We start from the raw sequence: 25,133 nt of genomic DNA, 5'->3' as shown, positions 1-25,133 counted from the left end.
CGATCGCGCGATCATCTTGGCGGTGCTGGCAAAGCGGCCTTGGGGCCGCCTACGCGCGGAAGGCCGGCGGCTGCGATGACGGCGCCAGTGAGAGCGATCGCCACCACCGCGCCGATCCACGTGCTATAGAAGCCCAGCCCAATGATGAAGCCGCCCATGATCGGCGAAGCAATATCCGTCACCGCAACCATCGCTTGACCCGTTCCCATAACCAGCCCCTGCCGCTTGGACGAGACATGGACCGACAGCGCCGCGAGATAGGTGGGCTTTGCAAGGGCGTCGGCGGTGCTGATGCAGAGCACGGCGAAGGCAAGGGTAGGAATAGTGCTTGCCAGTAGAGCGCTCACGAACCCAGTGCAGAGCAAGCCGAAGATCAGGATGATCAGACGGCGTTCCGAGAAGACCCTGCCGAGCCATCCGAGCAGGAAAAGCTGAACCAATATGTTAATCACGCCGTCGGCCGCGATAATGTAGGCAAATTCCCGCGGCCCGATAGCGTGGCCATTCCAGACGAATCGGTCGGCGAGGAAATTGGGAAGCTGCGAGGTGTACATCCCGTAGGCGAAGAAATGGCACAGCATGACGACGACCAGCACGCGGATGACCGGGTGGCCGATGATCGCTCGCAACGAGAGCCGCTCGCCAGCCTCCTCGCCCGAAGCCTGTCCCGCCACCTTGCCACCGTTCAGGCCGAAGGTTGTCACGACGATGCCGGAAGCCGACAGGATCAGCGCCATGTAGATCGGGGCGGTCAGCGAGATATCGGACAGCACGCTTGAAAGACCTGCACCGACGATCGCGCCGAGCCCCAATCCGGCGTTCACGATGCCGATCGCCTGGCGCCGGTTCGCCGGCGAGCTGTTGTCCGCCGCGTAGGCCGCCGCGGCCGAGAAGTTGCCGGCAGTCAGTCCGAACAGGAAACGCGCCAGGAGCACGGTAAAAATGCTCTGCGCAAGCGCGAGCAGTAGCAGGCTGACCACCGCCACGATCTGGCTGGCCAAGAGCACCCGCTTGCGGCCGAAACGGTCGGAGAGCTGGCCGAGCAGCGGCGATGCCGCAGACTGGCTCAGCGCTTCCGTGGCAAGGGCGACGCCCAAGATCAGCGGGCTTGCCCCCATCTCGCGCAGATAGAACGGCAGCACCGGCAGGACCGCGCCGATGCCGGCGGCATATAGGGTGACGATGGCGAACAGCGGCAGCATCAGGCGCCAGTCGAGCCTGTCCGGCACGTCCGCCTCATGCTTCGAAGACATCCCGGCGTTCACGTCGTTTCCTCTTCGAGCGGACCGACGCCCACATGGCCCAGATATCTTTCGAGCTTCGTCGTCAGCTCTTCGCCAAGCATCGGGAACGCGCCGATATAGCCGTCCGGACGGACCAGCACGCCCTCGCCGGGCGCCAGCTCATAGGCATCACGGACGTGTCCCCAGGCGTCGATGATGTCGCCCTGCGAGCCGAGGTGGTGGACATGCAGCCCGTGCCGTGGCCCGACCGTCTCTCCTCCCGCCTCATGGAGGAGCAGCGTCCAATGCGTCCCCCGGAACAGCTGGAACAGTCGCGAGGGCTGGCCCGCCGCGCCCACGATCGGGGCGTCCGGCGCACGGTCGCCCGGGCGCGTCCTGCCGCTGCGCTCGGCCAACTGCCTGGAAAGCGGCGAGTCCGGATAGCCGATGTCGAGCTGGCGCACCTCGCGCCCCCGGCGCATTTCGCCCTGTTTCTGCGCATCGAGCAGCCGGGACGCGAGGCCGAGCATCGCTTCCGCCACCGGCCGCCGCTCGAACTCATAGGTGTCGAGCAGGAGATCCTCGCCGCCGCCGAGCACGGCGGCGAGCTTCCAGCCGAGATTGTAGGCATCCTGCACGCTGGTGTTCAGTCCCTGCCCGCCCGTCGGCGGGTGGATATGGGCGGCGTCGCCGACGAGGAACACGCGGCCGACCCGGTAGCGGTCGGCCAGCCGCGCGTTCATCGCATAGGCCGATGCCCAGGAGACCGAACGCACGAGAATGTCGCCGCGCCCGGTCCGCTCGCCGATCATCCGTCCCAGCCCTTCGGCCGAGAGGTCGGCTTCGCCATCCGGCGGGATCGGCGCCTGAAGCTGGAAGAGATCTGTCCCGGCCAGCGGACAGATCACGACCATGCGTTCCATGTCGCCGTCGTTGAACTGGTGCCACGCATCGCGGCCGAGCCCGGTCAGTTCCACATCCGCCACGATCGCCCGCACTCCGAGCGTCTTGCCGGGGAAACCCACGCAGAGCGCATCCCGCACGAAGCTGCGGCCGCCGTCGGCCCCGACGAGATAGCGGGCGCGCACGGTTTGCCCGCCATCCGCGTCCGCAAGGCGGGCCATGACGCCGTCCGCATCCTGCTCGAAATCGACCAGCTCGCATCCGAATTCGACCTCGTGGCCGAGTTCGGTGAGCCGCTCGCGCATGATCTCCTCGGTGCGGAATTGCGGGATCATCAGCGCGATGTGGTACGGCTCCGCCGGCGTCGGATCGGGCCGCTCGCCGATGTCCTTCTCGGCATGGCTGCCATCCTTTCGATAGGCGCACACCGGCGGATAGATGCCGCCGGCGGCGACCACCCTGTCGAGAATGCCGAGATCCTCGAAGATTTCCTGCGTCCTCGGCTGGATGCCCTTCCCGCGCGAGCCCCGGAAAGGCCCTTCCTGCTTCTCGATCAGCCGGAAGGACACCCCACGCCGCGCCAGCTCGATCGCCAGCGTCAGGCCGGATGCGCCCGCCCCGCATATGAGCACGTCCGCAGTGAAACCGTTTGTCATTGCCACCTCCTTGTGTGTATTATGCACATAGTAGGAGACTCAGGATGTCGTCAAGAAAAAATGTGAAAAATACACATATTGAGAGCCGTCAGATTCGTGAGCTTCACGGAGCGCTGGTCGAAATCGTCAGCCTCATGAACCGGCCCCAGCGCGACGAGAGCCTGGTGCGCGAAGCCGGCATCTCGCTCGACCGCGCGCTGTTTCCCCTGCTGGTCGGCATAGAGAGGTTCGGGCCGATCGGCATCGTGGAGCTCGCAGACCGCGCCGGTCGCGACTACACCACCGTCAGTCGCCAGGTCGCTAAGCTGGAGAGCCTCGGGCTGGCCGAGCGCCGGCAGAGCGCTACCGACCGCCGCGTGAATGAGGCCGTGGTCACGCCGAAGGGAAAGGCGATGACCGACAAGATCGACGCCGCGCGCGAGAGGAACGCCCGCGCCATCCTCGCGACCTGGGATGCCCGTGAGATTGACGAACTGATCCGGCTCATGCGTAAATTCGCCGATGCCGCGAACGACGAACCGGGGAGCCCCGGCACGTCATGAAATTGTCAGACAACTCCTTTGTGCCATGACACGAAGCGCTGATTTCTCAGCAAAACCCTGATAGAGGCCAAGCGCAGGTCTCCCGAAGCTGTTGCATCCCGTGCTTCCGGGCGGTCGCGAATTCTGGTGTCGTCGAGGATACGGGTTAAGCGATTGAGGGCGCATTGCAGTCGAAGTGAGGGTAGCCACTTACGGCTGCTTTCCTATCTTTGGCGCCAGAAAGCCGTCGGGCAGCTCACCACTCCTTCACGGACTTGCCGACATGATCTCTGGAGTGACTGCTTTTGGGTAGCGGGTATGCTACGTGAATGACTGCAATTGCGCGCTCAGCAGTCCAAAGGCTTCGCCCCTCTTCCCGGACACTTCGGCTCTATTCGAACTTGCTTAAAACCAGACGTCACACGAATATGCGGTTTTTGAGGGGTAATTCATCCCGAGAGCTGGAGGAATGATGCTTTTACTTGCGTCCGCACTCGTGTTTGCCGCTACCGCATTATCATCACAGGAAATCTCGGCGGCAGGTCCATTGGGACCACTAAAGGGAACATGGACGAAAGCCTCAGACGCAACTGCTCCCATCGTTCTCATCATCCGTGGGTCGGGACCGACAGATCGAGATGGGAACAGCCCCCTGGGGATCAACGCCGGAACGTACCCCCTTCTGGCCGAAGGGTTGGGGCGAAAGGAATCGCAACGGTTCGAATCGACAAGCGGGGCATGTTCGGAAGCGCAGGCGCTGTTCCCGACGCCAACGCAGTAACAAATCAACGATTATGTAAGCGACACTCGTGCCTGGCTGAAAGCCATTCGAAGCACAACGGGTTCTGACTGCGTTTGGCTTCTCGGGCATAGTGAGGGTGACCTGGTCGCATTGGCAACGGCTCAGGTCGAGCGGCACATTTGTGGACTGATACTCATCGCAACACCGGGTCGTCCTCTCGGTGAAATTTTAAAGGAACAGCTTCGCTCCAATTCGGCCAATGCATCCATACTTTCTTCAGCAAATGCCGCGATCAATACCTTGGCTGTAGGCAAGCACGTCGACCCTTCCGAGTTGCCGACGTCACTAGCTCCGCTGTTCGCCCCTGCCATACAGGACTTTCTCATAAGTGCATTCACACTTGATCCGGCGGAACTCGCCAGGCATATCGCCAAGCCGATCCTCATTCTTCAAGGCGAACGTGACCTTCAGATAGGCATCCCTGATGCCATGGCCCTAAAGGCGGTCGCACCGTCGGCCAAACTCACGCGGCTTCCGAACACTAACCACGTCCTTAAAACCGTCGTCTCGGACGACCCGGCGGTCAACATCGCCACTTATTCCAATCCAGACCTTCCCTCGCGCCTGGCATCATCGAGGTAATCACGGATTTCCTGAGCTCGGAAAGCACCCGTCAGCCGTGATTAGATGATAAATGGCGGCAACCCAGCCATTCGTCCGAAAACCTGCCTCAACGGGTTTGCGCCTTTGCCGGCGTTAATGAGAGGAGCCAGGGAGATTGGAAGCGGATTCTTCTATTAGAGCTGGCTCGGGAAATTTGAACAGGGGGGATAAGTGGAATTTCTGCCTGACTTCGGCTTAGATGCCGTGAACAGGAGATACCATGACGAGACGACCGCGCCGGAACCATAGCCCGGCTTTCAAGGCAAAAGTGGCGCTCGCCGCCATTCGAGGCGAGCAGACGCTGGTGGAACTGTCCCAACAGTTTGACGTGCACGCCAACCAGATCAAGCAATGGAAAGACCAGCTCCTTGAGGGGGCGACAGGCGTTTTCGGCGATGAAGCGAAGGCGGAACCGACGGGTCCAACCGTCGATGTCAAAACGCTGCACGCCAAGATCGGGGAGCTGACGCTGGAGAATGATTTTTTAGCCGGAGCGCTCGGCAAGGCGGGATTGCTGAGCGGAAAGAAATGATCGACCGCGAGCACAAGCTGTCCGTCGTGCGTCAGGCGAAGCTTCTCGGCTTCAGCCGTGGCAGTGTCTATTATTCGCCGCGTCCGGTGTCTGACGGCGATCTGGCTCTGATGCGCCGGATCGACGAGTTGCATCTCGAATACCCGTTTGCCGGAAGCCGGATGTTGCAAGGGCTCTTGAGGGGAGAAGGGTTACAAACCGGTCGACTGCACGTCGCCACGCTGATGAAGAAGATGGGCATCGAGGCGATCTACCGTCGCCCGAACACGTCGAAACCGGCACCTGGGCACAAAATCTATCCCTACCTCCTGCGCAAGCTGGCGGTTACCAGACCCAATCAGGTTTGGGCGATGGACCTGACCTATGTATGTTCCGATGGCTCGCGGATTTGTCTATCTCTGCGCCGTTGTGGACTGGTTCAGCCGGAAGGTTCTGTCGTGGCGACTGTCGATCACGATGGAGGCAGCCTTCTGCATCGAAGCAGTCGAGGAAGCGCTGGCCCGTTATGGCAGACCCGACATATTCAATACCGATCAGGGCTCGCAGTTCACCTCGATGGACTTCACGACGGTGCTGAAGAAGGCGGAAATCGCCATCTCGATGGATGGCAAGGGTGCGTGGCGAGACAACGTCTTCGTCGAGCGGCTCTGGCGTTCGATCAAATACGAGGAAGTCTACCTCCACGCCTATAAAACAGTGTCCGAGGCCCGCGCTGGCATCGGCCGCTATCTGACCTTTTACAATAGCCGACGCCCACATTCATCCCTTGACCGGCAGACACCGGATCAGGCCTACTTCAACGCGCTGGCACCAATGATGGTGGCGGCATAATCGAGGCGGAAATCCACTTAGCGAAACGCCCGAAACTGTTCAGACAAACCGAGCCACCTCTGACTGGAATAAAGCGCTTAACGGTCCGGCAGCTACCGACCTCAGCTGCGGACATTTGCTCGGTGTTCGAAATGCCTCAAAAACAGACAACTCCCGAAGTTTGAGACGGGAAAATTGCAAGTGAGCAGGTACTCAAGCTACAAGAGAAAGTCTGAACGGGTACGCTCAATAATGATTTGTCGTAGAGACACGTTTGCAGGTGCGGACAGTGCGTAGATAATCGTTTCCACTACCTCCCTGTTCGATATGCCTTCGTCTGCCCCACGCGTTCTGTGCCATTCCGCCGTGGTCGGGGAAACGTCCTCAATGAGGCCTGGATAGATCGACGTGATACGCACGGAAGTTCCTGCCAGTTCCTCCACCAACCCTTGCGTGAAACCATCTTGTGCGGCTTTCGCTGCTCTGAAAGGAAGCGAGGCCCCGACAAACCTGGCGTACGGCAAACCGGACATCGAAACGATGTTATGGATATCTGCGCGCTTTCGAGCCTTCAGTAAAGGTATTAACCGTCGGGTCAGGATCATGGTGCCCGTGACTGCAGAGTTCACCACGGACATGATCTGCTCGTCGGTGTGATTTTCCAGGGATCCTGATGTGAAGTGCGCGCCGTTGTTGATTAATATGTCGATATCGGGATGTAACGCCGCGATCTGGTTCCCCGTGTTGAGGATGGATTGGGGTTCGGTTAGGTCACAGACAAAACAGTCGATTTGCGGTCCGCCGTTACCAGCAATGACGTCACCTACTTCCTGCAACATGTCTGCGGAACGGCCAAGAAGTATCGGAATGGCCCCATGTGATGCAGCCGCAATTGAGAGAGCCCGACCAAGACCTCGGCCAGCTCCTGTAATAACGATCTTCCTGCCTCGCATTGACGTGTCCTAGATTGGCTGCTGCACATAACGAAGTTTTGTTTATCATAAAAAGCTCAACCAGAATCCGCCAGTCCGCCCCGCCCCACACTAGCCCGGCTGCTGGTGCGCATTTGCAGCTATTCGGACTTCCAGGAAGATCACTCAATGACCAAAAATACAGTTGCGTTGCGGACCATCCGGTTTCGACCAATGCCAGCCGCCGATAGAAAGCTCTGTCGCTCCCAAAAGCATTCATTTCAATGAAATCAGGCCAGCGTTCGTCAGCTTGAAACCACAGGCGTCGAAATAAAAAGGCATGAGATGCGGATCGAAGTCTACATGCAACCATTCGCAGTCGGTCCGCTTTGCATGGGCGACAGCTACTTCGATCAGTGCCTTCGCAATTCCTTGGCGCTGGAAAGCGGGATCGACCATGGTGTCCAAGATAAATGCGTGCACTCCGCCATCCCACGCCACGTTCACGAATCCGACCAACTTTGTCGATCTACGAATGCAAACCCACCCAAGACTGAAGTGATTGACCTGAGCCCACCAGTCGTCCATTAACTCCCGGTGTTCAAAGCATTTCGCGTGGAGAGCGTTGACCTCAGCATTCTCGAAGGCTCCGCGCCATTCAGCAATTTCCGAATTAAGAGATGAAGAAAAAGGCATATTCCATCCTAGATCGTAGCGATTGTTCACTCAACGTCCGCATCTAACCAATATCACCTTAATGAAGACAGTCCGCTTTCAACCCATACCGACGTTCATAACGCACTGAGCGGATTGGCAGCTTTTTGGTTTCCTGGAGTTGGCAGCCAACGACCGAAATGAAGGCGCATTACTGACCGGTAACTTTACGACCCAGCCGCGGTCATTCGAGCATCTCGGAGATCATCCGGTAACCGGCGCAGCATAATGTTGGGCGGCCGCTGAAAGCGACAGCCCAACACGCGACGCGTTAGTTTGTATGAGCCGCGATCAGGAGCATCATTGGGCGCTCAAGCTCTTCCGCGAGATCTGGATTGTTCTGTATCTGAGCTGGCGTCGGCGCGAATTCCTCGACACAGTCAATCTGGAACCCATTTCCAATGAGGGTATTCAGTGTGGTTCCGACCGTCCTGTGGTATTTCAGAACGCCATCAGCGAACCAATTGGTGCGACGCTCCCCTTCAATCGAATACCCATTGACCGGCCATGTCTTACGATTTGTTCCGTTGTCGATCCATTGAGGCTGCGACGCGGCCATGAAGATCGGATGTTCAATTGTAAACACCAATACCCCATCCGGTAACAGGGCTCGCTGCATCATTGCAACAAGGCGATCAAAGTCCTTGACATAGTGGAAAGTCAGGGCGCTGTAGATCAGATCGAAGCTGCGGACAGGAAGTTCAAGCATATCGAGGTCGGCAATTTGATAGTTGATGACATCGTGACTTGTATCCGCTCGGGCGCGGCGGATCATATTTTCTGATAGGTCATAGCCCGTTACTGAAATAGCGCCATTCTGGCGCATCCAACGGGATGCCCAGCCGAAGCCGCACCCAAGATCAGCAACGCGGCGGCCCTGCAGTGTCGGCAGCATGGCCTTGATGGCGTCCCATTCCGGAGCGCCTTCCAATCCATGAATCTGTCTCGGGATCTGGCTGTAGCCAGAGGCCGGGTATGGGCAGGTCGCTTGTTTAGGTCGCGCGCGCTACTCTCCGGCATCTCACCAACAAGATGCCGACCAAGCGGGAGACAATATGAGTGTCCTTTTCGACCATGCAGCAAAGATCAGCGAAAGGGACGGCTAAGTCAAGCACCAGCGGATGGCGCGTGGCCCTAGCGCTCAGATAATTTCGAAGATGAACCGTGATGATGACATATCTCTCAGGTGTCTGCTTGGCGGTTCACATCTAATAAAAGCCGATCGTCCGCTCACCACCCCTTCACGGATGTTAAGAACATGTTCGCTGGAACGACTGCTATGAGGAGCGTGCGTATGCTAGGTGAATATCTGCAATTGCGTGCTAACCAGTCCGACAGCTTCGAGGCCCGGAGCTGTCGAACTGGTTTCCGTGGTCGCAGAAGAAATTGCTGTCTGGAACGCAACCTGCATCTTTGACCGTTTCCGACGCATTTGAGCCATTTGCACTGAACGGTCAAAATTCGTCTGTCGTCATTCGCCGATCAACCTGAAAGGTGACCAACGATAAGATCTGACAATGTGTTGGGGTGGACAATTATGAATAGGCATCGAAACCCGGGCAGCTCGAACTTGACCGGACGTTAAAAAGGCTTTGGCTAGCGGGAGGGTGGGATCTTGTAGATAAGCGCCCTATACTTTGAAGTATCGCGACATCTGTCGTTTTGGTTCTCAAGGCAGCCACCATAGAATTCAGCGAGCCAACGAGACGCAGTGTTTTGTTCTGCCACAGGATAGACGAAATGATCCACACTTTGGCGCTCGCTCATCCAAGCAACAACGGCACTAATCAACTCACGACCTAAGTCCTGACTGTGGGCCTGCACCGCCTTATTCATCAATTTGCCAAAACATCAACGGACCTTATCTAGCCAAATCTGCCTTGTTGGAAAAATTTCTGGCCGGCTTGGACCTTCTTTCCAGCAATTTCAAGATAGTCAATCATTTGCCAGAAGCGGTCATCAAAGGCGAATGTGGTTTCTTACACAAATCTGGCCTTGACTGCCCGAAGCTAGCTAATCAAACCCATTGCGTATCCAGAGGTGGGTAGAAAATGAACATATCTTTCAATCAGGCTTCCGCGAAGTTTGGCGAACGGGAAGTCCTCGCGCCGATATCAATTTGCTTGACCGAAAAACGCATCGGCGTCATCGGCCTGAACGGCTCAGGCAAGAGCACATTCACCCGAATGGTTAACGGGTTGGTGTTGCCCAGTTCAGGCCATGTCGTCACCAATGGCCATGATACAAAGAAGGACGGAGGAAAGGTTCGCGCCTGTGTGGGATACGTCTTCCAGAATCCTTCCAACCAAATCGTCCTGCCGCTAATCAAGGACGATATCGCGCTTGGTCTTCAAGCCCGAAAAATGAAGGGAAATGAACTGGAGCATGCCATAGCTGATGTTCTCGATCGCGTTGGTATCGCGCATCTAGCGGAGCGGCGCGCACATGAACTGTCAGGCGGCGAAATTCAGCTTGCGGCATTGGCTTCGGTGCTCGTCACTTCGCCAGATATCGTGATCATGGACGAACCCACCAACCAGCTTGATTTGAAAAATCGAAATATGGTCCGGCGTGCAATCGTCGATCTTCCAGAGAATGTCATTGTCGTGACCCATGACCTGTCGCTACTAACGGGCTTCGAACGCGTGCTCTTGTTCCACCAAGGCAAGCTGATCGGCGATGGCCCGGCGGAGGTGATCATTTCCCGGTATATGGACATAGCAGAATGAATATCGCCGCTGTTAAGGGAAGTGGCCCATTCCACAGGGCGTTGCCTACGGTCAAGCTGTTCGCCCTGTTCTGTCTCAGCATATTGCTTTTTGCCACAAGCGCGCTTGTAATCCTTGCAAGCGTTTCGGGAATAGTTATCGCCTCCATCCTGGTCTTGTGCCGCGAAGCTATCATACAATGGCTGCGGGCATGGCCTCTGTTGCTGACGATCAGCGTAGTCGTCGTGTGGACGGCGTTTGTAAGGAATGTTGATGATGCGATCATCGTCTTTTTGCGACTAGGAACCCTGAGCCTTTTCGCCACGGCGGTCACGGTGACGACGAGCATCGGCCAATTCATCGACACGATCACGAAATTTGCCCAGCCGCTGGAGAAGATCGGTCTGGCCAATGCGCGGGACATCGGACTAGCAATCGGTCTCGTGATCCGCTTTGTGCCAGACGTGCAGCAACGCTATCGCGCGATAGCGGAAGCGCACCGCGCACGCGGACTGAAACTGCGCCTCCACACGGTCATCGTGCCCATGGTAATCGGGACTTTGCAGAGCGCCGAAGATATCGCCAGTGCGATCGACGCGCGAAGTATCCGCACAGACAAACGAAGCGAAGAGAGATTTGGAAATGCCGACTAGGTCGTTGGTGCTGATCGCGCTGTTCACGGCGATTATCGTGGTGCTGGGGCTGATCCCGCCAATCATGCTGACCTTCATTCCGGTGCCGATCCACGCACAAAGCATGGGTGTCCTTCTGGCTGGCGTCGTTCTCGGCGCTCGTGGGGCTGCGCTGTCGGTCCTGCTTCTGATAACGCTCGTAGCGATTGGCCTTCCGGTGCTGTCAGGTGGCAGAGGTGGCCTCGCCGTGTTTCTAAGCCCGACCGCCGGATATCTCGTCGGCTTCCTGCCCGCTGCATTAGTTACGGGTTGGATTGCCGAGAGGGTAGCAAAGCACACGAATGGCGGCTGGAGAGCATTTGCGGGATTTTTTGCGGCCGCTACGGTCGGCCTAATCATCGACCATGCTTTCGGCGTCGCATGGTTGATCGGCTATGTAGGACTATCGCCTCGCGGCGCGCTGATCGGCGATCTCATATTCGTGCCAGGCGACCTGATCAAAGCGGGAATTGCGGCGTATATCGGCCAATTTATACTCTCCAACTTCGGACAGCGTTTAAGAACGGGTCAGCTTTCGTAAAAATGACAAAGGTTACGACCACCTCAGGGAGCGGACGGTAAAGGCTATCCGAAGAATAGAACCAGCCAATCCGCTAACACCCCATCTCGGACACTAAAGAATTGAAAGCGGACTGACGGTTTTCGCGAGTTCTCGAAACTCATTCCAGTCACCGAGATAAAATGCATAGCGGAAATTAACTCCGTTACCGATCATGTACACAAGCAATGGAACCCGGGCGCGTTCAAGCTCCGCCCTTTGTATTAAGAGCGACCTCCGAACGCAGGTTCTTAACGAAGAGTCGTTCAAACCTAGCCGTCGAAACCCCAAAGTTCTGGATTCCGTTTGAAATACTCAGTCAGCATTTCGGTAAGTACCCGCACTTTGCGAGTAGGATGCTGGCTCGGCGGGCGTACGACATACGCAGCCCCTGGAGGCACCGGATAGCGCGTCATGATCGCAACCAATGCGCCGGAGACCACATAGGGGTGCGTGATGCAATTGGGTAGCCACGCGATGCCGAGACCTGCCGCCGCTGCCGCAGCAAGCGCCGTGGCGCTATCGGCTTTGAACTTGCCCTGCGGCTGAACCGTAACAATCTTGGCGCCATTCATAAACTGCCAGGTTTCCGTTCCCTGCATGAGGGCCTGATGGTCGGCGACCTGTTCTATGGTCTCAGGGGAGCCGTGCGCTTTGATGTAAGCCGGGCTGGCGACAAGCTTTCCGTGGATCGGTCCGACGCGCTTTGCGAGCAAGTTGGAATCCTGAAGGTACGCACAGCGGATTGCGCAGTCGAACCCCTCTGCAATGAGATCAACAAAACGATCGCTGTAGGAGGTATGAATGTGAAGCTGCGGATGTTGACCTGCCATGTCCGCCAAGACAGGGGCGAAGTGCGTAGCCCCAAAAGTAAGCGGCATTGCAACCCTCAAACGGCCGCGCAGCTCGCCGGCAGGGAGGATCGTTTCCCTGGCGGTGTCGATCTCGGCACTGGCCCGAGCTGCGTGATCCCGGAACATGGTTCCTGCTTCCGTAAGTGCGGAGCCGCGCGTCGTCCGCGCAATAAGCTGGACTCCAAGTTCCGCTTCAATCCGCAACAACCGTCGACTGACAATTGATTTGGAGATGCCGAGCCGGCGCGCGGCGGCCGATACGCCCCCCGCATCGGCTATTGCGACGAATGTCTGTAAATCTTCGATGTCCATTTCGGCGTCCCTTGTTTCGCGACACAGCTTGCCAGATCTTGGCACTATCGCGCCAACAATTGGAACGGCAAATTACATTCTGGCAACGTCGCAGGCTGACGCTTGTCTCGCTTGAACCCATCGCCGTTATGGCGGCAGAGAAAGGAAGACTTGATGACCCTTCGTAACGGACTCGGTTCTCTTCTTCGTCCCGAAGACTCGGTCCTCGTTCTGATCGATCACCAACCTTATCAGCTCGCAAATCTCAATAGTCACGATCCGCAGGCTGTGGTCAACAACACGACCGCGCTGGCGAAGCTGGCAAAAGCATTCAATGTTCCGACGGTACTCACAAGCGTGATTGCGGCGCGCGGCGGACGTCTCTTCAAACAGGTCACCGACGTATTTCGGGACCAGGAAGTCATCGATCGCACTTGGGTGAATACCTGGCAGGATGAGAATGTGGTGAACGTCGTCAAGGCGACCGGCCGTAAGCAGCTGATCATCGCCGGCCTGTGGACTGAGGTTTGCGTGGCAATGCCTGTGATTCAAGCTGCCGGAGAAGGCTGGGACGTGACCGTGATCACTGACGCCTCAGGCGGGATTTCGAAGGAATCTCACGAAGTTGCCATCCAGCGAATGATCTCCGCCGGCGCGAATGTGATGACCGTGATGGCGCTCGCAGGCGAATGGCAACGCGATTGGGCGCGCACAGAGCACGTCGAGGAACTGACCGAGATTCTTATTCAGCACTTCGGCGGCAGCGGCATCGCCTATCTTTGGGAACAGCAGCTTCTCAACACGCCGGTAACCGGCTGATCCCCGCGGGCATTGAGAACGTTTCGGTGGGGGTCAGGACAATCTGTTTACCGGCCCTCGCCGCCTTCCTCTTACAGGAAAGCCTTCTACTGACAAATGCGCTCAAGTGCGGCGATTGCGTAGGATCCCTCCTGTCTTTGAAAAGCTCGCGGAGACTCATCAATGCCTCCAACGTCCACTTTTGGACTACTTCTCAGCCGCCGCGATGTCCTGATCTCGGTCTCGGTGGTTACCACAAGCTTCGCCCTTTCGCTGGTTACTAAGCATGCCGCCCGCGCATGACACTCCCAAAAGAGGTGGCATGCTGCTCCTACGGATCGCATTGTTTTGGACGAAACATCAAAAAAGGACGCAATCCTTCCGCTACTGCCAGTTTGTTTACCTCAGGCAACAACCAAATCTGCGGATCATCAGCGAAGAGATGATAGCCGTCGCGATAGTCGAAGCCATGTGACGCGGCCTCGTCACGGTCCACAGCAAAAAATACCTGCGAGATTCCCGCACAACGCGCACTCATGTAGCACATCGCACATGGCTCTCCCGACGCGAGCAGCGTCGCTCCGGTCAGTTGGGTGGTGCCGTGCGTGCGGCAGGCTTCACGTATCGCCTCGACCTCGGCATGAGCGGTCGGATCGTGATGCGACCGGACACGGTTGATCCCGCGCCCAAGGATCTGGCCATTCTGATCAACGACAAAGGCGGTGAATGGAATACCGCCTTTGTGGACACAGTCCATGGAAAAGGCAACAACCTCCTCCATGAGTGGAGTGTAGCGGTTTGAGCGGATATCAGCCATCATGCAGTCCTTTGGAGCTTCGAACTATCTGCGAGCTTCAGCCACACGACTCCGGCGATAATGACTGCGAGCCAGAATGCCTGCATCGGCGTCAGAGATTGATCGAAGAGAACGGTGCCAGCTGAGGCCGCGCCAACGGAACCAATGCCCGCCCATACAGCGTAGCCAATTCCCACGTCGATCGTACGCAGCGCGGCACTGAGGAAATAAAGCGTTAGCAGGAAGAAGAGCAAAGCGGCAACGGACCAGCCAAGAACCGTAAAGGCCTGACTGCCTCCGACGCTGAGTGCATAGCCAATCTCAAATGCGCTTGCCAGCATCAACATGGTCCAGGCGCGCCCGCTGCTTTGTGGTTGTTCATTTGTAAGTGTCATTTCGGTTTCCTTTCAGTTCGGGACGAGTTGCGTGGGGGAAGGCGCCCTCTATGCCGCACCGCTAAGGCGCAGACCGACGACCCCACCGATGACGAGGACGATCCCGAGCAGCTTCTTCAGGTTCAATTGCTGGCCGAAGAACAATGTGCCCAGGACAACGATGCCGACGCCCGCCACAGAGGTCCAGATTGCGTAACCGACGCCAACGTCGAAGGTGAGCAGCGCGAGGCTGAGGAAGAAGGTGGCGATCGCGCCGCTGACGAGGGTTACGACGGTCCACCCGATATGCGTGAAACCTTTCGCACTGCCTGCACTGATTGCAACCGCTATTTCGAAGACCACGGCAATTCCAAGATATAGCCAGCTCATCGTATTTTCCTTTCATCGCTGGTTGGGATTGCCTTTGAAATTATCAGGCGTAGAAAAACCTGGCCAAAGCGTATATCTCAGGGGCTGGATGAATCAGATTCATCCTGAACAGTACTTAGTCTCTGGAGGTCTATCGATGCGAAAGCTTCCACCGCTCCATGGCTTGCGCGCCTTCGAGGCCGCCGCTCGTCATCTGCATTTCACGCGGGCGGCCGAAGAGTTGCATCTGACGCCGACGGCGATCAGTCATCAAGTGCGACACCTTGAGGAAATTTTGGGAGTCGAGCTGTTTCGTCGCTATCCGCGCCCCGTGCGGCTTTCGCCAGCGGGCGAAAAACTGTTCCCCGTGCTCAGAGATTCCCTTGATCGCATCGCAACCGCCATAGAACAGTTGTCCGATGGTCCGGATGGCCCGCTGAGGCTCTCCGTCACAATGGCTTTCGCCAGCAGGTGGTTGATGACACGACTTCCGCACCTGCGCGAGCAGACAGGATTGAGCGTTGCCATTGAGGCGGATGACCGTATCACGGATCTGCATGCCTCGGGTATCGACATGGCGATACGCTATGCTGAGCGCTCCGGCACGGATGCCGAATGGCACCGGCTGTTTCCCGACCGCTTTGTACCCGTGTGCGCTCCCGGCCTGCTGTCGGGCGCGGAGCCGCTTTCGCCAGATCAAGTCCTCACACTGCCGTTGCTGCACTATCGTTGGAGATCGGGAGCGGCTAATGCGCCGAACTGGGAGCGATGGCAGGCCCATGCCCAGGCTGACGGAGCTTCACCGAACATCACCCAGACATTTTCCGAAGAAGTCCACGCTTTGGATGCCGCTCTGGTTGGCCAGGGAGCCGTGCTCGCCTCCGAACATCTCGTCGGCGTTCAATTAAAAGCAGGCACGCTCTTGCGGCTCTCAGACATCGCTATGCCCGGGCCAACCTATTGGGCGGTATTCCTCCCGAACCACCCCGCAAAAGAACGGCTCACGACACTGCTGGATTGGTTTCGGCAACAAACCTGACGTTTATAGATGCTAAATTGTCGTGCCGTCGCACGCGCTCAGTCGGCACGCCTCAGAGCTGCGACGCCTCCAAGCCGCATCGGATTGATCGGCTCGCCAAAATGTCTAGCAACCCGTTTGCACTTCCCGGCAGCGGCGCGTCCGACAGCAGGAGCATGAAAAAAGCCGAGGCCGACGAGCCCATTGCAAGAATCGCCCAGACGAGCAGTATAGCCCCTGCCACACTTCGCGACAGAAGTAACCCGGCAATGAGATTGCCGAAGATGTTGGTAACTGTCGCCGCTACGCTGAACAGACCTGCTGTCTGGTGCGAAACCTACATTTAACCTCAAGCATTCGCTTCTACCTATATCTTCATCCCGATCCACTTTCGTGAAGCCTGCTTGGTTAGGAAAAGTACGGCAGCAAGGTTTGTAATCGTTTCGTTATCTCGAATCCTTGCTGCCATCCATCCATCCATCCAATCAAGCTTCTGGCGAGTAACCGAAAGTTACAGCCGGGTTTTCAGCTGTCTCCACCCAGATACTCTTTGCTTGCGTGTATGCCATCAACGCATCCTTACCGCTCGAGCGACCATAACCGCTGCGGCCGAAACCGCCAAAAGGAGACATGACTGAAATGGTCTTGTAGCCATTAATCCAGAAGGTTCCGGCACGCACATTGGCCGCGATACGATGAGCACGTGCGACATTTTCCGTCCAGACTGCTCCGGCAAGGCCATAAGGATTGTCATTGGCTAGCGCAATTGCTTCCGCCTCGTCATCGAAAGGCATGACAGCCACAACCGGGCCAAACACTTCTTCCTTGGCAATCGTCATTGCCGGATCAACACGATCGAGGATCGTCGGCGCATAATAGTAGCCACCCGTTTCCTCCAGTGCGTCCGGCTTCTTTCCGCCTGCAGCAAGCACCGCACCGTCGGCCACACCATCTCGAACCATCTGATCGATCTTCGACCATTGCCGCGCGTTGTTGATGGGACCGATATGTGATCTATCGTCATATGGATCCCCCACGACGATACGATTGGCGGCATCAGCGTAGCGTTCCACAAATTCCTGATGAATGGACCGGTGAACCAGCAAGCGTGATCCGGAAACGCAACTCTGGCCCGCTCCGCTGAAGATGGCCGACTGCGCACCAATGATCGCACGGTCTATATTGGCATCTGGGAAGACGATGTTACCTGATTTGCCGCCCAGTTCGAGAATGCATGGTACAACATTCCTGGCAGCCACTGCCGCAATCGCCGAACCGGCCTGTGCCGAACCAACAAAAACAACAAGTCCCGTGCGTGGATGAGAAACTGCAGCCTGCCCAGCGGTGGGGCCCCGTCCGGCAATTACGTTGACCAGACCACGCGGCGCACCACCCTGCTCGCACATCAAGCCAATGATAAGGGTCGAAAGCGGTGTCAGTTCAGATGGCTTAATGACAACGCCATTGCCAGCACAAATTGCCGGCGCGATCTGCCACCCACCGGTGAAAAGAGGGGCATTCCACGGCGTGATCTGTGTAACGACGCCAATTGGTTCATGGCGTGTATAATTGAGATGACTGCTTGGCACCGGAATGACATCACCGTAGAGCTTGTCACACCAGCCAGCATAATACTCGAACATCTCGGCAACTCGAACCGCCTCGCCACGAATATCGCGGATGGGGCGTCCAGCGGAACGGCTTTCGATCTCAGCAATCAATGGAGCATGTTCGCGGATACGCCGGGCGATTTCGTTCATCACGCGCCCACGGGCAGATGCTGTCTGAGCCACCCACTCCTTTTGGGCGCGAGCAGCACTATCCATCGCTGCGTCGATAATCGCTTGGTCCGCATCCTTAAAAGAAGCAAAAACTTTACCGGTGGCCGGGTCTGTTAGGTTCTGTTCGGCACCGCTTCCAGCAACAATGTCGCCATTCACAAAACTGCCGATCACCCCTCCTGGAAAGAAGCCTTTGAAAATTTCAGCAATACGTGCGGCTTGTATATCGGGATCAATTCTAAGCGTCATTGTTCAGCTCTTTACTTTGATGAAACAGGCTGAAAGGTGCCCATGCGAGTGAAGTCTTCGCTGTCCTTAAGATGGTCGGAATCAGCCCACAGCTTTGCCACGACAGATGTCAGGGGAATATCCGCGCCCGTGCGTTCGGCCATTTCCTGTGCCAAGCGTACATCCTTGCGCATCAACCCCATCGAAAAACCGCTATCGAACCGGTCATTCATTATCCAGGTCGGGAAATGAACTTCGCTCATCATAGATTTACCGGAAGCAGCGTTCAGAACGCGGAGAGCAGATTCGGGACTTATTCCAGCGGCAAGTGCTAGTTTGAGGCCCTCGCCGGTTGTCACCATATGGGCCGCAGCAAGCAGATTGTTGACGAGCTTCGCAACATTGCCCGCGCCGCTCGGTCCAACATGCAATGCCTTGGCCGCCATAGATTCGATAATGGGTTGCGCCAACGCCAGATCCGCATCGTTGCCCCCAATCATCATTGTCAGTCTGCCGGAAGCGGCTCCTGACGGGCCACCGCTCACTGGGGCGTCAAGGAATCCATGGCCGAGTGCATCTAGCTTCTGCGCAAGCGCGCGGCTCACATCCGGTTCGGAGGTCGACGTATCGATGATGACCACACGTCCGCGTCCTTCACCCAACTGATGGATATGTGCATAGACTACATTCTCGACATCACGCGCCGTCGGAAGTGAGAAAACCAGAAAATCAGATTTTTCAAACAATAGATCGAGCGTGTCTGCGGGCGTTACATTCGCGCTTTGCGCCAGCGCCTTACGCTCTGCAGACAAATCAAAGCCGAGCGTAGTAAAGCCTTTTTCTGCCAAGGTCTGCGCCATGCCGAGGCCCATACTGCCGAGGCCGACCACGCCGATCACCGGTTTTACCTGTTGTGCCATTCCACATCTCCCTTGTTCCATCGAGCGGCCTTGAAGCCGATCACGTTTTGGATGGAGAGAGGCTCGCACCAAAGCGCTCAGCCGCATAGCCGGTTTGCAGACAACGCTGCGTCCCGTGATGAGCAACAGTGGTGGAGTGACTTATTTAAATGCCACCATGTTATTTGCAAGAAATCCACTCAATCGCTCGACCGACAGCGGCAAACGGCGCCGGGCACGTACCATCAGGTGTGCACTCGCTTCAGCCAGAAGTGAATCGGAAAGCTCGCGTATGGCGACGGCGCCGCGAGCCAACTCAGTGGAAACAGCAAAACGAGGCAGAAACGATATGCCAAGTCCAGCAATTACGAAGCGCCTCAAAACATCAATCGATGTCGTTTCTACAAGGGGGGAGATTGCAAAACCATGGTCAGCGGCAACTCGCGTGACTAGCTGAGTAATTCCATGCCCCGGTCCCAGCAGCGCGTTGGGCAAGCCTAAGCAGTCAGCCAGTTCCAACCTATCTTTCGCCAATAGTGGATGCCCTGGTGGTGCAATTACGCAGAGTGGCTGTTTCGAGATGGCAAGCGAACGAACACGGGCGTCAATCAACGGATTGTAGGCAATGCCGATATCGGCGTCTCCGTTGGCAATCCCATCCAGAACGCTCTCCGTGCCACCAAGCTGCAGATCATACTGCACATCGGGATAGATTTTGACGAAGGAACCAAGACCATATTGCAGAATGTCGGCTAGAAACCCCTCACCGCACAGAATGCGGACACGCCTTTGTTGCACCCCCTTAAGAAAGCCTAGTTGTTCAGTCAGGAGACTATGCTCTTCCAGAATCCGTCTGCTATGTTCTAGGACCAACTCGCCAGCTTCGGTCAAAGCCATGCCACGCGCGTTTCGTTCGAACAGAGGCAAACCAATATTTCGTTCTGTTTCGGCAATCTGACGGCTCACAACAGAAGGTGCAACGTGCATATGTTCGGCAGCACCTCGGATCGATCCGATCCGGACGACCGCCATGAACATCCGCAATTCTTTCGCGTCAAGCGTTTCCATGGCACTATGTTGCTGAGTTGGCATCAAGGATCAATGGACAATGGGAATAACGCAAAAGCAGCAATCAGCTGGACGCCAGTTCGCTTGCAATCAGTTTGATCCAAAAATTGGCGCCTATTGGTAGAAGCGCGTCATTGAAATCGTAATAAGGCGAATGCAAACCCGGATTGAGACCGTCACGACGGCTACCAAGCCAGAAGTAACAACCCGGTTTCTCGTGCAGCATGAAAGCGAAATCTTCGGCTGCCATGCTTGGGGCAACATCAAGAACCCGGAGACCAAGCTCGGGTGAAACAGACAGTTCACGGATTTTGCGGGCATTTTCTGCTGTATTGATCGTTGACGGATAACGTTCTTCATAATCGACCCGCGCCGTACAGCCAAAACCTTCAGCAACCGAAGTGGCAAGCGCCTGCATCCGGCGGGCAATCGTCTCGCCGACATCTGGCGAGAACCAGCGGGTGGTTCCACGGATGATCATGTTTTCTGGAATGACATTCCAGGCGTCACCGCCATGCATCTGCGTTACGGAAACAACAGCAGATTCCAGCGGCGAAACATTGCGACTGGCAATGGTCTGCAAAGCTGTGACCAATTGCGCGGCGGCGACCACAGGGTCGGCACCGTCATGCGGCATCGCTCCGTGCGCGCCCTTGCCAATCAGCTCGATCTCGAACGTGCCGAAAGCTGCCATCATCGCATCATCGCGAGCTGCACAAGTTCCAACACCGAATGCAGGCCAATTGTGCAGCCCATAAACCGCATCGACGGGAAAGTCCGTAAACAGTCCTTCGCGAACCATTTCACGACCACCGCCTTCGTTCTCCTCTGCAGGCTGGAAAATGAAATGCACGGTTCCGTCAAAATCAAGTTTCCTGACAGCTTTTGCTGCAGCGAGAGCCATGGTTACATGCCCGTCATGACCACAGGCATGCATTTTTCCCGAAGTCTCCGACGTATATTCAACACCGCTCTTTTCAACGATTGGCAAAGCATCCATATCGGCTCGGATGCCTATAGCGCGTTTAGATGTCCCCCGCGTCAAGCTACCGATCACACCGGTTCCGGCAAAACCAGAGCGAACGTTGAAACCCCATAGCTGAAGCTTTTCCGCGATGAAGGCAGCGGTCCAATTTTCCTCGAAAGCAAGTTCAGGATGTCGGTGCAGATCATGGCGCCAAGTCGTCGCTTCCGCTACGTCGGCATCGCTGAGAAAAACAGCCATTAAAGAAATCTCCCTACGTTTTTGCGGCAGGCCGCTGACCGCCCTACCGCAAAACGGTTAGCCCGTGATACGCAACGTCAGATCGGCGACAACCACCGAACCGAGATAAGTACCGATCATAACGCAGATAGCGACGATGACGATCTTCCAGCCGGAACGACGGGCAATCTCGAATTCGTTGCGCGTCAATGCTAGACCTCCATACGCCAGCGCCGGTGTCGCCAGCGCCAAAAAGTTGAGTTCCCCAACCTTCGCCAGCACAAACCCTGATCCCGGGACGCCAGGAATTGTGATGAGGATGGCAATGAGGGAAACCCAGGCGACGCTGGGCAGATAGAAAGGCATATAGCGCGCCAGTACTAAGCCACCGATGGATGCGGCATAAAGCACCGCCATGCCTGGCAAGGCCTGAACGGGCGTAACGCCCGTACCAACCCAGTTCGCGACCAATCCAAGAAAGCACGCGATAACCAGAAGCAACGCATTTTCGACAATATCGATCTTGCGCTCGTCAGTCGTTTCAACGGATAAGGTCAAGCCGTCGATTGCATTTTTCATTGATTTCGAAGTCATCCGTTTATCCCTTACGCCGCGTCGCGATATTCTTCGGGGCGGCACTTTTTATAGAGCCATTCCGTGAGCGGCAGCGCCACAAATAGGCCCACGTATAGACCCGTCGCATAGGTGAGGATGTTGCTAGCAGCAGCCAACGCGAGAATGAGGTCCTTCTTTTCAGGCAAAACACTGACGAGACCGCCTGTGCAGGCCGCGAGCATACTGCCCGAACCAACACCGCACGACATGGCCAACGCGCGAAAATCAAAAAGTCCCAAACTATGGACGAGCGGCGGCATCAAGGCAAAAACGAACGTGCCAACCAGCGTTCCGGTAGCGTATACTCCCATTACGCCCGCACCTTCCGGACTATCCAGGCCATATTTGTCGGCAATCAGCGCCAGGTTAGGCTCGCGGTCAATGGAATAAGTCGCTCCTATGGTTTCTCGTCCCATGCGCAGCAGGAAAACAGCGATAGGAAAAGCGACGACAATAGTCCCGAGATTGCCAATTTCCTGTAGAACGAGAGCAGGTCCGGCAGCAATAATGTTCTCGATTTGAGGACCGACAGTCGTGCCGAACTTGGCAATGAACGGCATGATAGCAATGGTGATCATTGTGCCTGATAGCTTGACGGAATCAGACTTCAGAACTTTCCCGGTCGCCTTCAAGATATTCGGATTCAGTATAACGCCAAGAGCAAAGGCATAGAGCATCGGCAGGAAGATTACGGCGCCAATGCCAATGGATATTTTCTGAATGCCAATCAGTTCTGAAATACAGATGATTGCCAGTACAAATGCGTGCAACCAGACATGGCGCATCGCAAATACATTGTTCCCCTTCACGCGGGCCTCCTTGTTTTTCTTCATACGCGCTATGCGCCAGTATGATGAGTTTGGACCCAAGTACCAGCCTCAGGGGGAGGAACACAGCGTTGCTTTTGCAACAACACAGAAAGTCGGACGGCATCTAGCGACCTTTATAGCAGACTTATGGAAGTGCACGGAGCGCCTCCATAAACTGCGGCAGTTTCAAGCGCGCATTATGCGAAGCTTGTTGAGCGCGAAAGCACTTCCCATGTACTGATCTCGTTTCGCATTTCGTCGATTTTCTGTTCAACCAGCTCCAGTGCATCGTCGCCTAGGAATAGGCGCACTGGTGGATTCTCCGCGTCAACTAGTGCGAGCAACGCCTGCGCAGCCTTGTCCGGGTCACCTGGTTGATTGCCGCTCTTGGCCTGTCGTGCGGCGCGGATCGGGTCCATGACCGCATCGTAGTCGGCAATGGTGCGCGGTGCGCGATCCATCGAGCGTCCGGCCCAATCCGTGCGGAATTGGCCGGGAGCGAAGGCTGTTACCCGAATTCCAAAGCCCACCACCTCCTTGCCGAGCGCCTCAGAGATACCTTCGAGCGCAAATTTGCTTCCACAATAGAAAGTGATCCCGGGCATGGTGATGACACCGCCCATGGAAGTAACGTTAACTATATGGCCGCGACGCCGCTCGCGCATGCCTGGCAGCACTGCTTTGATAATCGCGACGGGCCCGAAGACGTTGGCCGCGAATTGGCGCAGAAGATCGTCCATGGACGATTCTTCCAGCACGCCCTCGTGGCCATAACCCGCATTGTTCACCAGCACGTCGATCGGACCAACCTGTCGTTCGGCCTCCGCGATAGCCCTTGGGATTGCGTTGAAATCGGTCACATCCAGCATGACAGGGTGTGCGCGATCGGGCGCGAGCGCGGCGAAAGCCTCGGCATCACCCTGTCGCCTCACGCTGCCGATCACACGGTGGCCCTTTTCAAGTGCGCCTAGCGCAAATGCTCGCCCCATGCCGGAACTGACGCCTGTAATGAGAAATGTCTTGGAAATGGAAGCCATGTTATAACTCCGAGCTGTGATTGAAACTATATCATGATATAGATAGAGACATGACAGGAAACAAGACCCAGGAACCTCCGACTGCAACCAGGGGCGAGCCGCTTCGCCAGCGCGTGATGGACGCAGCTGAGCGCCTGCTCCGCCAGGGCAAGGCCGATTTCTCCATGCGCGACCTTGCCACCGAAGCCGGCGTTAGTTTTGCAACGCCTTTCAATCAGTTCGGGAGCAAGGCTGCGATTATGCATGCCCTTTCGGGGCGGAGAATCGATACGATGGCCAAGCGCTTTTCCGAGATGTCCTTGCCTGCGGATGCTGCTGGCAGGGTGCTATTGGCGATCGACACAGCGGTCGAGGTGATGCTGGAGGAGTCCGAGATTAACCGAGCGGTGATGGGATGGATCGGCACGGCCGGCCCGTCACCCGGAAAGGTCTTATCGCACTCCACCGCCTTATGGTCGCTGGCTCTGGGTGCCGGCGAAGGCTTCACCGCGGCATGCAGGCAGAAAGCGTTGCACTTTTTGCCAGAACAACTCGCCTTTGCCTTTCGTGGGGTTTTGTCGTTCTGGACCGCCGGCGAACTGTCGGATGATGCTCTTGCGTCGAATGCGCGAGAGATTGCAAAGATGTTACTTCTTGGATTTGTTGAACGGCCGTTATACTGCGATCCCGTATCCTAAGCCGCCGTTCGGGTATCCAACCCTTCACTGACGCTGAACGTGTGGTGGGCGGAACGACCACTGTGGAAAGCGTGTGAATGCACCACTAATGTCTGGAATGAGGGCGCAAGGCGGTTCGACGGCTTCGGGGCCCTAATCAGATTGTCCGTTTGTGATGAAAGCTAGACAGTTACGACAATTTTAATAACTGGCGACACAGTGATCGAGACAGCTTGGGCCATTGACAAACCCTTTATATCCGTTATTCTGGATATATGGAAAAACAAGAAGCAATCACGGCTTTTGCCGCTCTGGCTCAACCGACGCGGCTGGATACATTCCGTCTGTTGGTGCAACGCGAACCTGCCGGCATTCCCGCCGGTGAGCTAGCGCGTATGTTGGATGTGCCACAGAATACGATGTCTGCGCATCTGGCGACTTTATCTCGCGCCGGACTTGTAAAAAGCGAACGTCAGAGCCGCTCGATCATCTATCGCGCTGATCTCGATCGGTTTCGCGAACTGACCCTTTTCATGATCAAAGACTGCTGTGGCGGTAGTGCTGAACTCTGCACACCTCTCATTCAAAGCCTGACATCCTGTTGCGAACCGAAAACGACCACACAATAATACGAGGTCGGTGAATTCGGCCTTCCACCAAACGGACTGATACAATGACAGATCGGGTTTATAGCGTGTTCTTCTTGGGCACGGACAATTTCGC

The 25,133-nt window shown here is 56.5% G+C and carries 25 protein-coding genes and 1 pseudogene; 10 read left to right on the top strand and 16 right to left on the bottom strand.

Going from position 1 to position 25,133, the window contains the following annotated elements; all coding sequences use genetic code 11:
- Positions 1 to 11: 11 nt before the first annotated feature.
- Complete coding sequence (locus tag CQZ93_RS15515; protein WP_286153693.1) at positions 12 to 1,265, bottom strand: MFS transporter; 1,254 nt, start codon at positions 1,263 to 1,265, stop codon at positions 12 to 14.
- On the bottom strand, positions 1,262 to 2,782 hold the full coding sequence (locus CQZ93_RS15510) for an FAD-dependent oxidoreductase (RefSeq protein ID WP_105543550.1): 1,521 nt from the start codon (positions 2,780 to 2,782) through the stop codon (positions 1,262 to 1,264). The genes CQZ93_RS15515 and CQZ93_RS15510 overlap by 4 nt, the downstream gene beginning before the upstream one ends.
- Before the next feature lie 44 nt (positions 2,783 to 2,826).
- Here CQZ93_RS15510 and CQZ93_RS15505 point away from each other — a divergent pair, with 44 nt between their 5' ends.
- The 3 genes and pseudogenes from CQZ93_RS15505 to CQZ93_RS15490 all read left to right on the top strand — a co-directional run bounded on the left by CQZ93_RS15505 (position 2,827) and on the right by CQZ93_RS15490 (position 6,071).
- On the top strand, positions 2,827 to 3,324 hold the full coding sequence (locus CQZ93_RS15505; RefSeq protein WP_105543549.1) for a MarR family winged helix-turn-helix transcriptional regulator: 498 nt from the start codon (positions 2,827 to 2,829) through the stop codon (positions 3,322 to 3,324).
- Between the two features lie 763 nt (positions 3,325 to 4,087).
- Entirely contained in the window at positions 4,088 to 4,687 is a 600-nt protein-coding gene (locus CQZ93_RS26985) for an alpha/beta hydrolase (protein WP_339561763.1), read from the top strand.
- A gap of 241 nt (positions 4,688 to 4,928) precedes the next feature.
- Positions 4,929 to 6,071, top strand: a pseudogene (locus CQZ93_RS15490) (IS3 family transposase).
- 197 nt (positions 6,072 to 6,268) lie between these two features.
- Here CQZ93_RS15490 and CQZ93_RS15480 read toward each other — a convergent pair.
- The 3 genes from CQZ93_RS15480 to CQZ93_RS15470 all read right to left on the bottom strand — a co-directional run bounded on the left by CQZ93_RS15480 (position 6,269) and on the right by CQZ93_RS15470 (position 8,606).
- Positions 6,269 to 7,003 (bottom strand): SDR family oxidoreductase, encoded by a 735-nt coding sequence (locus CQZ93_RS15480; RefSeq protein ID WP_105543547.1) that lies wholly within the window; start codon positions 7,001 to 7,003, stop codon positions 6,269 to 6,271.
- A 234-nt stretch (positions 7,004 to 7,237) separates the two neighbouring features.
- A complete protein-coding gene (locus CQZ93_RS15475) occupies positions 7,238 to 7,687 on the bottom strand; it encodes a GNAT family N-acetyltransferase (protein ID WP_286153691.1) in 450 nt (149 codons plus the stop codon).
- Positions 7,688 to 7,946: 259 nt separating this feature from the next.
- On the bottom strand, positions 7,947 to 8,606 hold the full coding sequence (locus CQZ93_RS15470) for a class I SAM-dependent methyltransferase (protein ID WP_286153690.1): 660 nt from the start codon (positions 8,604 to 8,606) through the stop codon (positions 7,947 to 7,949).
- Between the two features lie 1,120 nt (positions 8,607 to 9,726).
- Between CQZ93_RS15470 and CQZ93_RS15460 the strand changes: the two genes are divergently transcribed.
- The 3 genes from CQZ93_RS15460 to CQZ93_RS15450 are packed head-to-tail and all read left to right on the top strand — an operon-like array spanning position 9,727 to position 11,595.
- Positions 9,727 to 10,404 carry an energy-coupling factor ABC transporter ATP-binding protein gene (locus tag CQZ93_RS15460; RefSeq protein ID WP_105543544.1) on the top strand — a complete coding sequence of 226 codons (678 nt, stop codon included), beginning with the start codon at positions 9,727 to 9,729 and terminating at the stop codon, positions 10,402 to 10,404.
- The gene (locus CQZ93_RS15455) at positions 10,401 to 11,036 is read left to right on the top strand and encodes an energy-coupling factor transporter transmembrane component T family protein (protein WP_105543543.1); all 636 of its coding nucleotides are present in this window, start codon (positions 10,401 to 10,403) and stop codon (positions 11,034 to 11,036) included. Before CQZ93_RS15460 ends, CQZ93_RS15455 begins: the two co-directional genes overlap by 4 nt.
- Positions 11,026 to 11,595: a biotin transporter BioY gene (locus tag CQZ93_RS15450; protein ID WP_105543542.1), complete on the top strand. Its 570-nt coding sequence runs from the start codon at positions 11,026 to 11,028 to the stop codon at positions 11,593 to 11,595. Before CQZ93_RS15455 ends, CQZ93_RS15450 begins: the two co-directional genes overlap by 11 nt.
- A gap of 290 nt (positions 11,596 to 11,885) precedes the next feature.
- On the opposite strand, the gene CQZ93_RS15445 is transcribed toward CQZ93_RS15450, so the two are convergent.
- Complete coding sequence (locus CQZ93_RS15445; protein WP_105543541.1) at positions 11,886 to 12,779, bottom strand: LysR family transcriptional regulator; 894 nt, start codon at positions 12,777 to 12,779, stop codon at positions 11,886 to 11,888.
- A gap of 153 nt (positions 12,780 to 12,932) precedes the next feature.
- Here CQZ93_RS15445 and CQZ93_RS15440 point away from each other — a divergent pair, with 153 nt between their 5' ends.
- A complete protein-coding gene (locus CQZ93_RS15440; RefSeq protein ID WP_105543540.1) occupies positions 12,933 to 13,577 on the top strand; it encodes a hydrolase in 645 nt (214 codons plus the stop codon).
- Positions 13,578 to 13,887: 310 nt separating this feature from the next.
- Here the strand turns inward: CQZ93_RS15440 and CQZ93_RS15435 are convergent, their stop codons facing one another.
- The 3 genes from CQZ93_RS15435 to CQZ93_RS15425 are packed head-to-tail and all read right to left on the bottom strand — an operon-like array spanning position 13,888 to position 15,116.
- Positions 13,888 to 14,376, bottom strand: a complete 489-nt coding sequence (locus CQZ93_RS15435; RefSeq protein WP_286153689.1) for a nucleoside deaminase — start codon at positions 14,374 to 14,376, stop codon at positions 13,888 to 13,890.
- The gene (locus tag CQZ93_RS15430; RefSeq protein ID WP_105543539.1) at positions 14,373 to 14,747 is read right to left on the bottom strand and encodes a DMT family transporter; all 375 of its coding nucleotides are present in this window, start codon (positions 14,745 to 14,747) and stop codon (positions 14,373 to 14,375) included. The genes CQZ93_RS15435 and CQZ93_RS15430 overlap by 4 nt, the downstream gene beginning before the upstream one ends.
- A 48-nt stretch (positions 14,748 to 14,795) precedes the next feature.
- Positions 14,796 to 15,116: a DMT family transporter gene (locus tag CQZ93_RS15425; protein WP_105543538.1), complete on the bottom strand. Its 321-nt coding sequence runs from the start codon at positions 15,114 to 15,116 to the stop codon at positions 14,796 to 14,798.
- An 88-nt stretch (positions 15,117 to 15,204) separates the two neighbouring features.
- On the opposite strand from CQZ93_RS15425, the gene CQZ93_RS15420 reads away from it, so the two are divergent.
- Complete coding sequence (locus tag CQZ93_RS15420; protein ID WP_210201103.1) at positions 15,205 to 16,134, top strand: LysR substrate-binding domain-containing protein; 930 nt, start codon at positions 15,205 to 15,207, stop codon at positions 16,132 to 16,134.
- Between the two features lie 464 nt (positions 16,135 to 16,598).
- Here CQZ93_RS15420 and CQZ93_RS15415 read toward each other — a convergent pair whose 3' ends face one another.
- The 7 genes from CQZ93_RS15415 to CQZ93_RS15385 form a co-directional block, all read right to left on the bottom strand.
- Positions 16,599 to 18,143 (bottom strand): aldehyde dehydrogenase family protein, encoded by a 1,545-nt coding sequence (locus CQZ93_RS15415; RefSeq protein ID WP_105543536.1) that lies wholly within the window; start codon positions 18,141 to 18,143, stop codon positions 16,599 to 16,601.
- Between the two features lie 11 nt (positions 18,144 to 18,154).
- A complete protein-coding gene (locus tag CQZ93_RS15410; protein WP_105543535.1) occupies positions 18,155 to 19,042 on the bottom strand; it encodes an NAD(P)-dependent oxidoreductase in 888 nt (295 codons plus the stop codon).
- Positions 19,043 to 19,183: 141 nt separating this feature from the next.
- Complete coding sequence (locus CQZ93_RS15405) at positions 19,184 to 20,059, bottom strand: LysR family transcriptional regulator (RefSeq protein WP_286154265.1); 876 nt, start codon at positions 20,057 to 20,059, stop codon at positions 19,184 to 19,186.
- Positions 20,060 to 20,153: 94 nt separating this feature from the next.
- Positions 20,154 to 21,314 carry a M20 aminoacylase family protein gene (locus tag CQZ93_RS15400; RefSeq protein ID WP_105543533.1) on the bottom strand — a complete coding sequence of 387 codons (1,161 nt, stop codon included), beginning with the start codon at positions 21,312 to 21,314 and terminating at the stop codon, positions 20,154 to 20,156.
- A 57-nt stretch (positions 21,315 to 21,371) separates the two neighbouring features.
- The gene (locus CQZ93_RS15395; protein WP_105543532.1) at positions 21,372 to 21,887 is read right to left on the bottom strand and encodes a hypothetical protein; all 516 of its coding nucleotides are present in this window, start codon (positions 21,885 to 21,887) and stop codon (positions 21,372 to 21,374) included.
- An 11-nt stretch (positions 21,888 to 21,898) separates the two neighbouring features.
- Positions 21,899 to 22,741, bottom strand: a complete 843-nt coding sequence (locus CQZ93_RS15390; protein ID WP_105543531.1) for a DUF3100 domain-containing protein — start codon at positions 22,739 to 22,741, stop codon at positions 21,899 to 21,901.
- Between the two features lie 173 nt (positions 22,742 to 22,914).
- Complete coding sequence (locus CQZ93_RS15385) at positions 22,915 to 23,754, bottom strand: oxidoreductase (protein WP_105543530.1); 840 nt, start codon at positions 23,752 to 23,754, stop codon at positions 22,915 to 22,917.
- Positions 23,755 to 23,804: 50 nt separating this feature from the next.
- Between CQZ93_RS15385 and CQZ93_RS15380 the strand changes: the two genes are divergently transcribed.
- Positions 23,805 to 24,431, top strand: a complete 627-nt coding sequence (locus CQZ93_RS15380) for a TetR/AcrR family transcriptional regulator (protein ID WP_105543529.1) — start codon at positions 23,805 to 23,807, stop codon at positions 24,429 to 24,431.
- Between the two features lie 254 nt (positions 24,432 to 24,685).
- Positions 24,686 to 25,039 carry an ArsR/SmtB family transcription factor gene (locus CQZ93_RS15375; RefSeq protein WP_105543528.1) on the top strand — a complete coding sequence of 118 codons (354 nt, stop codon included), beginning with the start codon at positions 24,686 to 24,688 and terminating at the stop codon, positions 25,037 to 25,039.
- Positions 25,040 to 25,133: the final 94 nt, after the last annotated feature.

Source organism: Ochrobactrum vermis, assembly GCF_002975205.1.
Lineage (GTDB): Bacteria > Pseudomonadota > Alphaproteobacteria > Rhizobiales > Rhizobiaceae > Brucella > Brucella vermis.
This window is presented reverse-complemented; position numbering and strand designations above follow the sequence as displayed.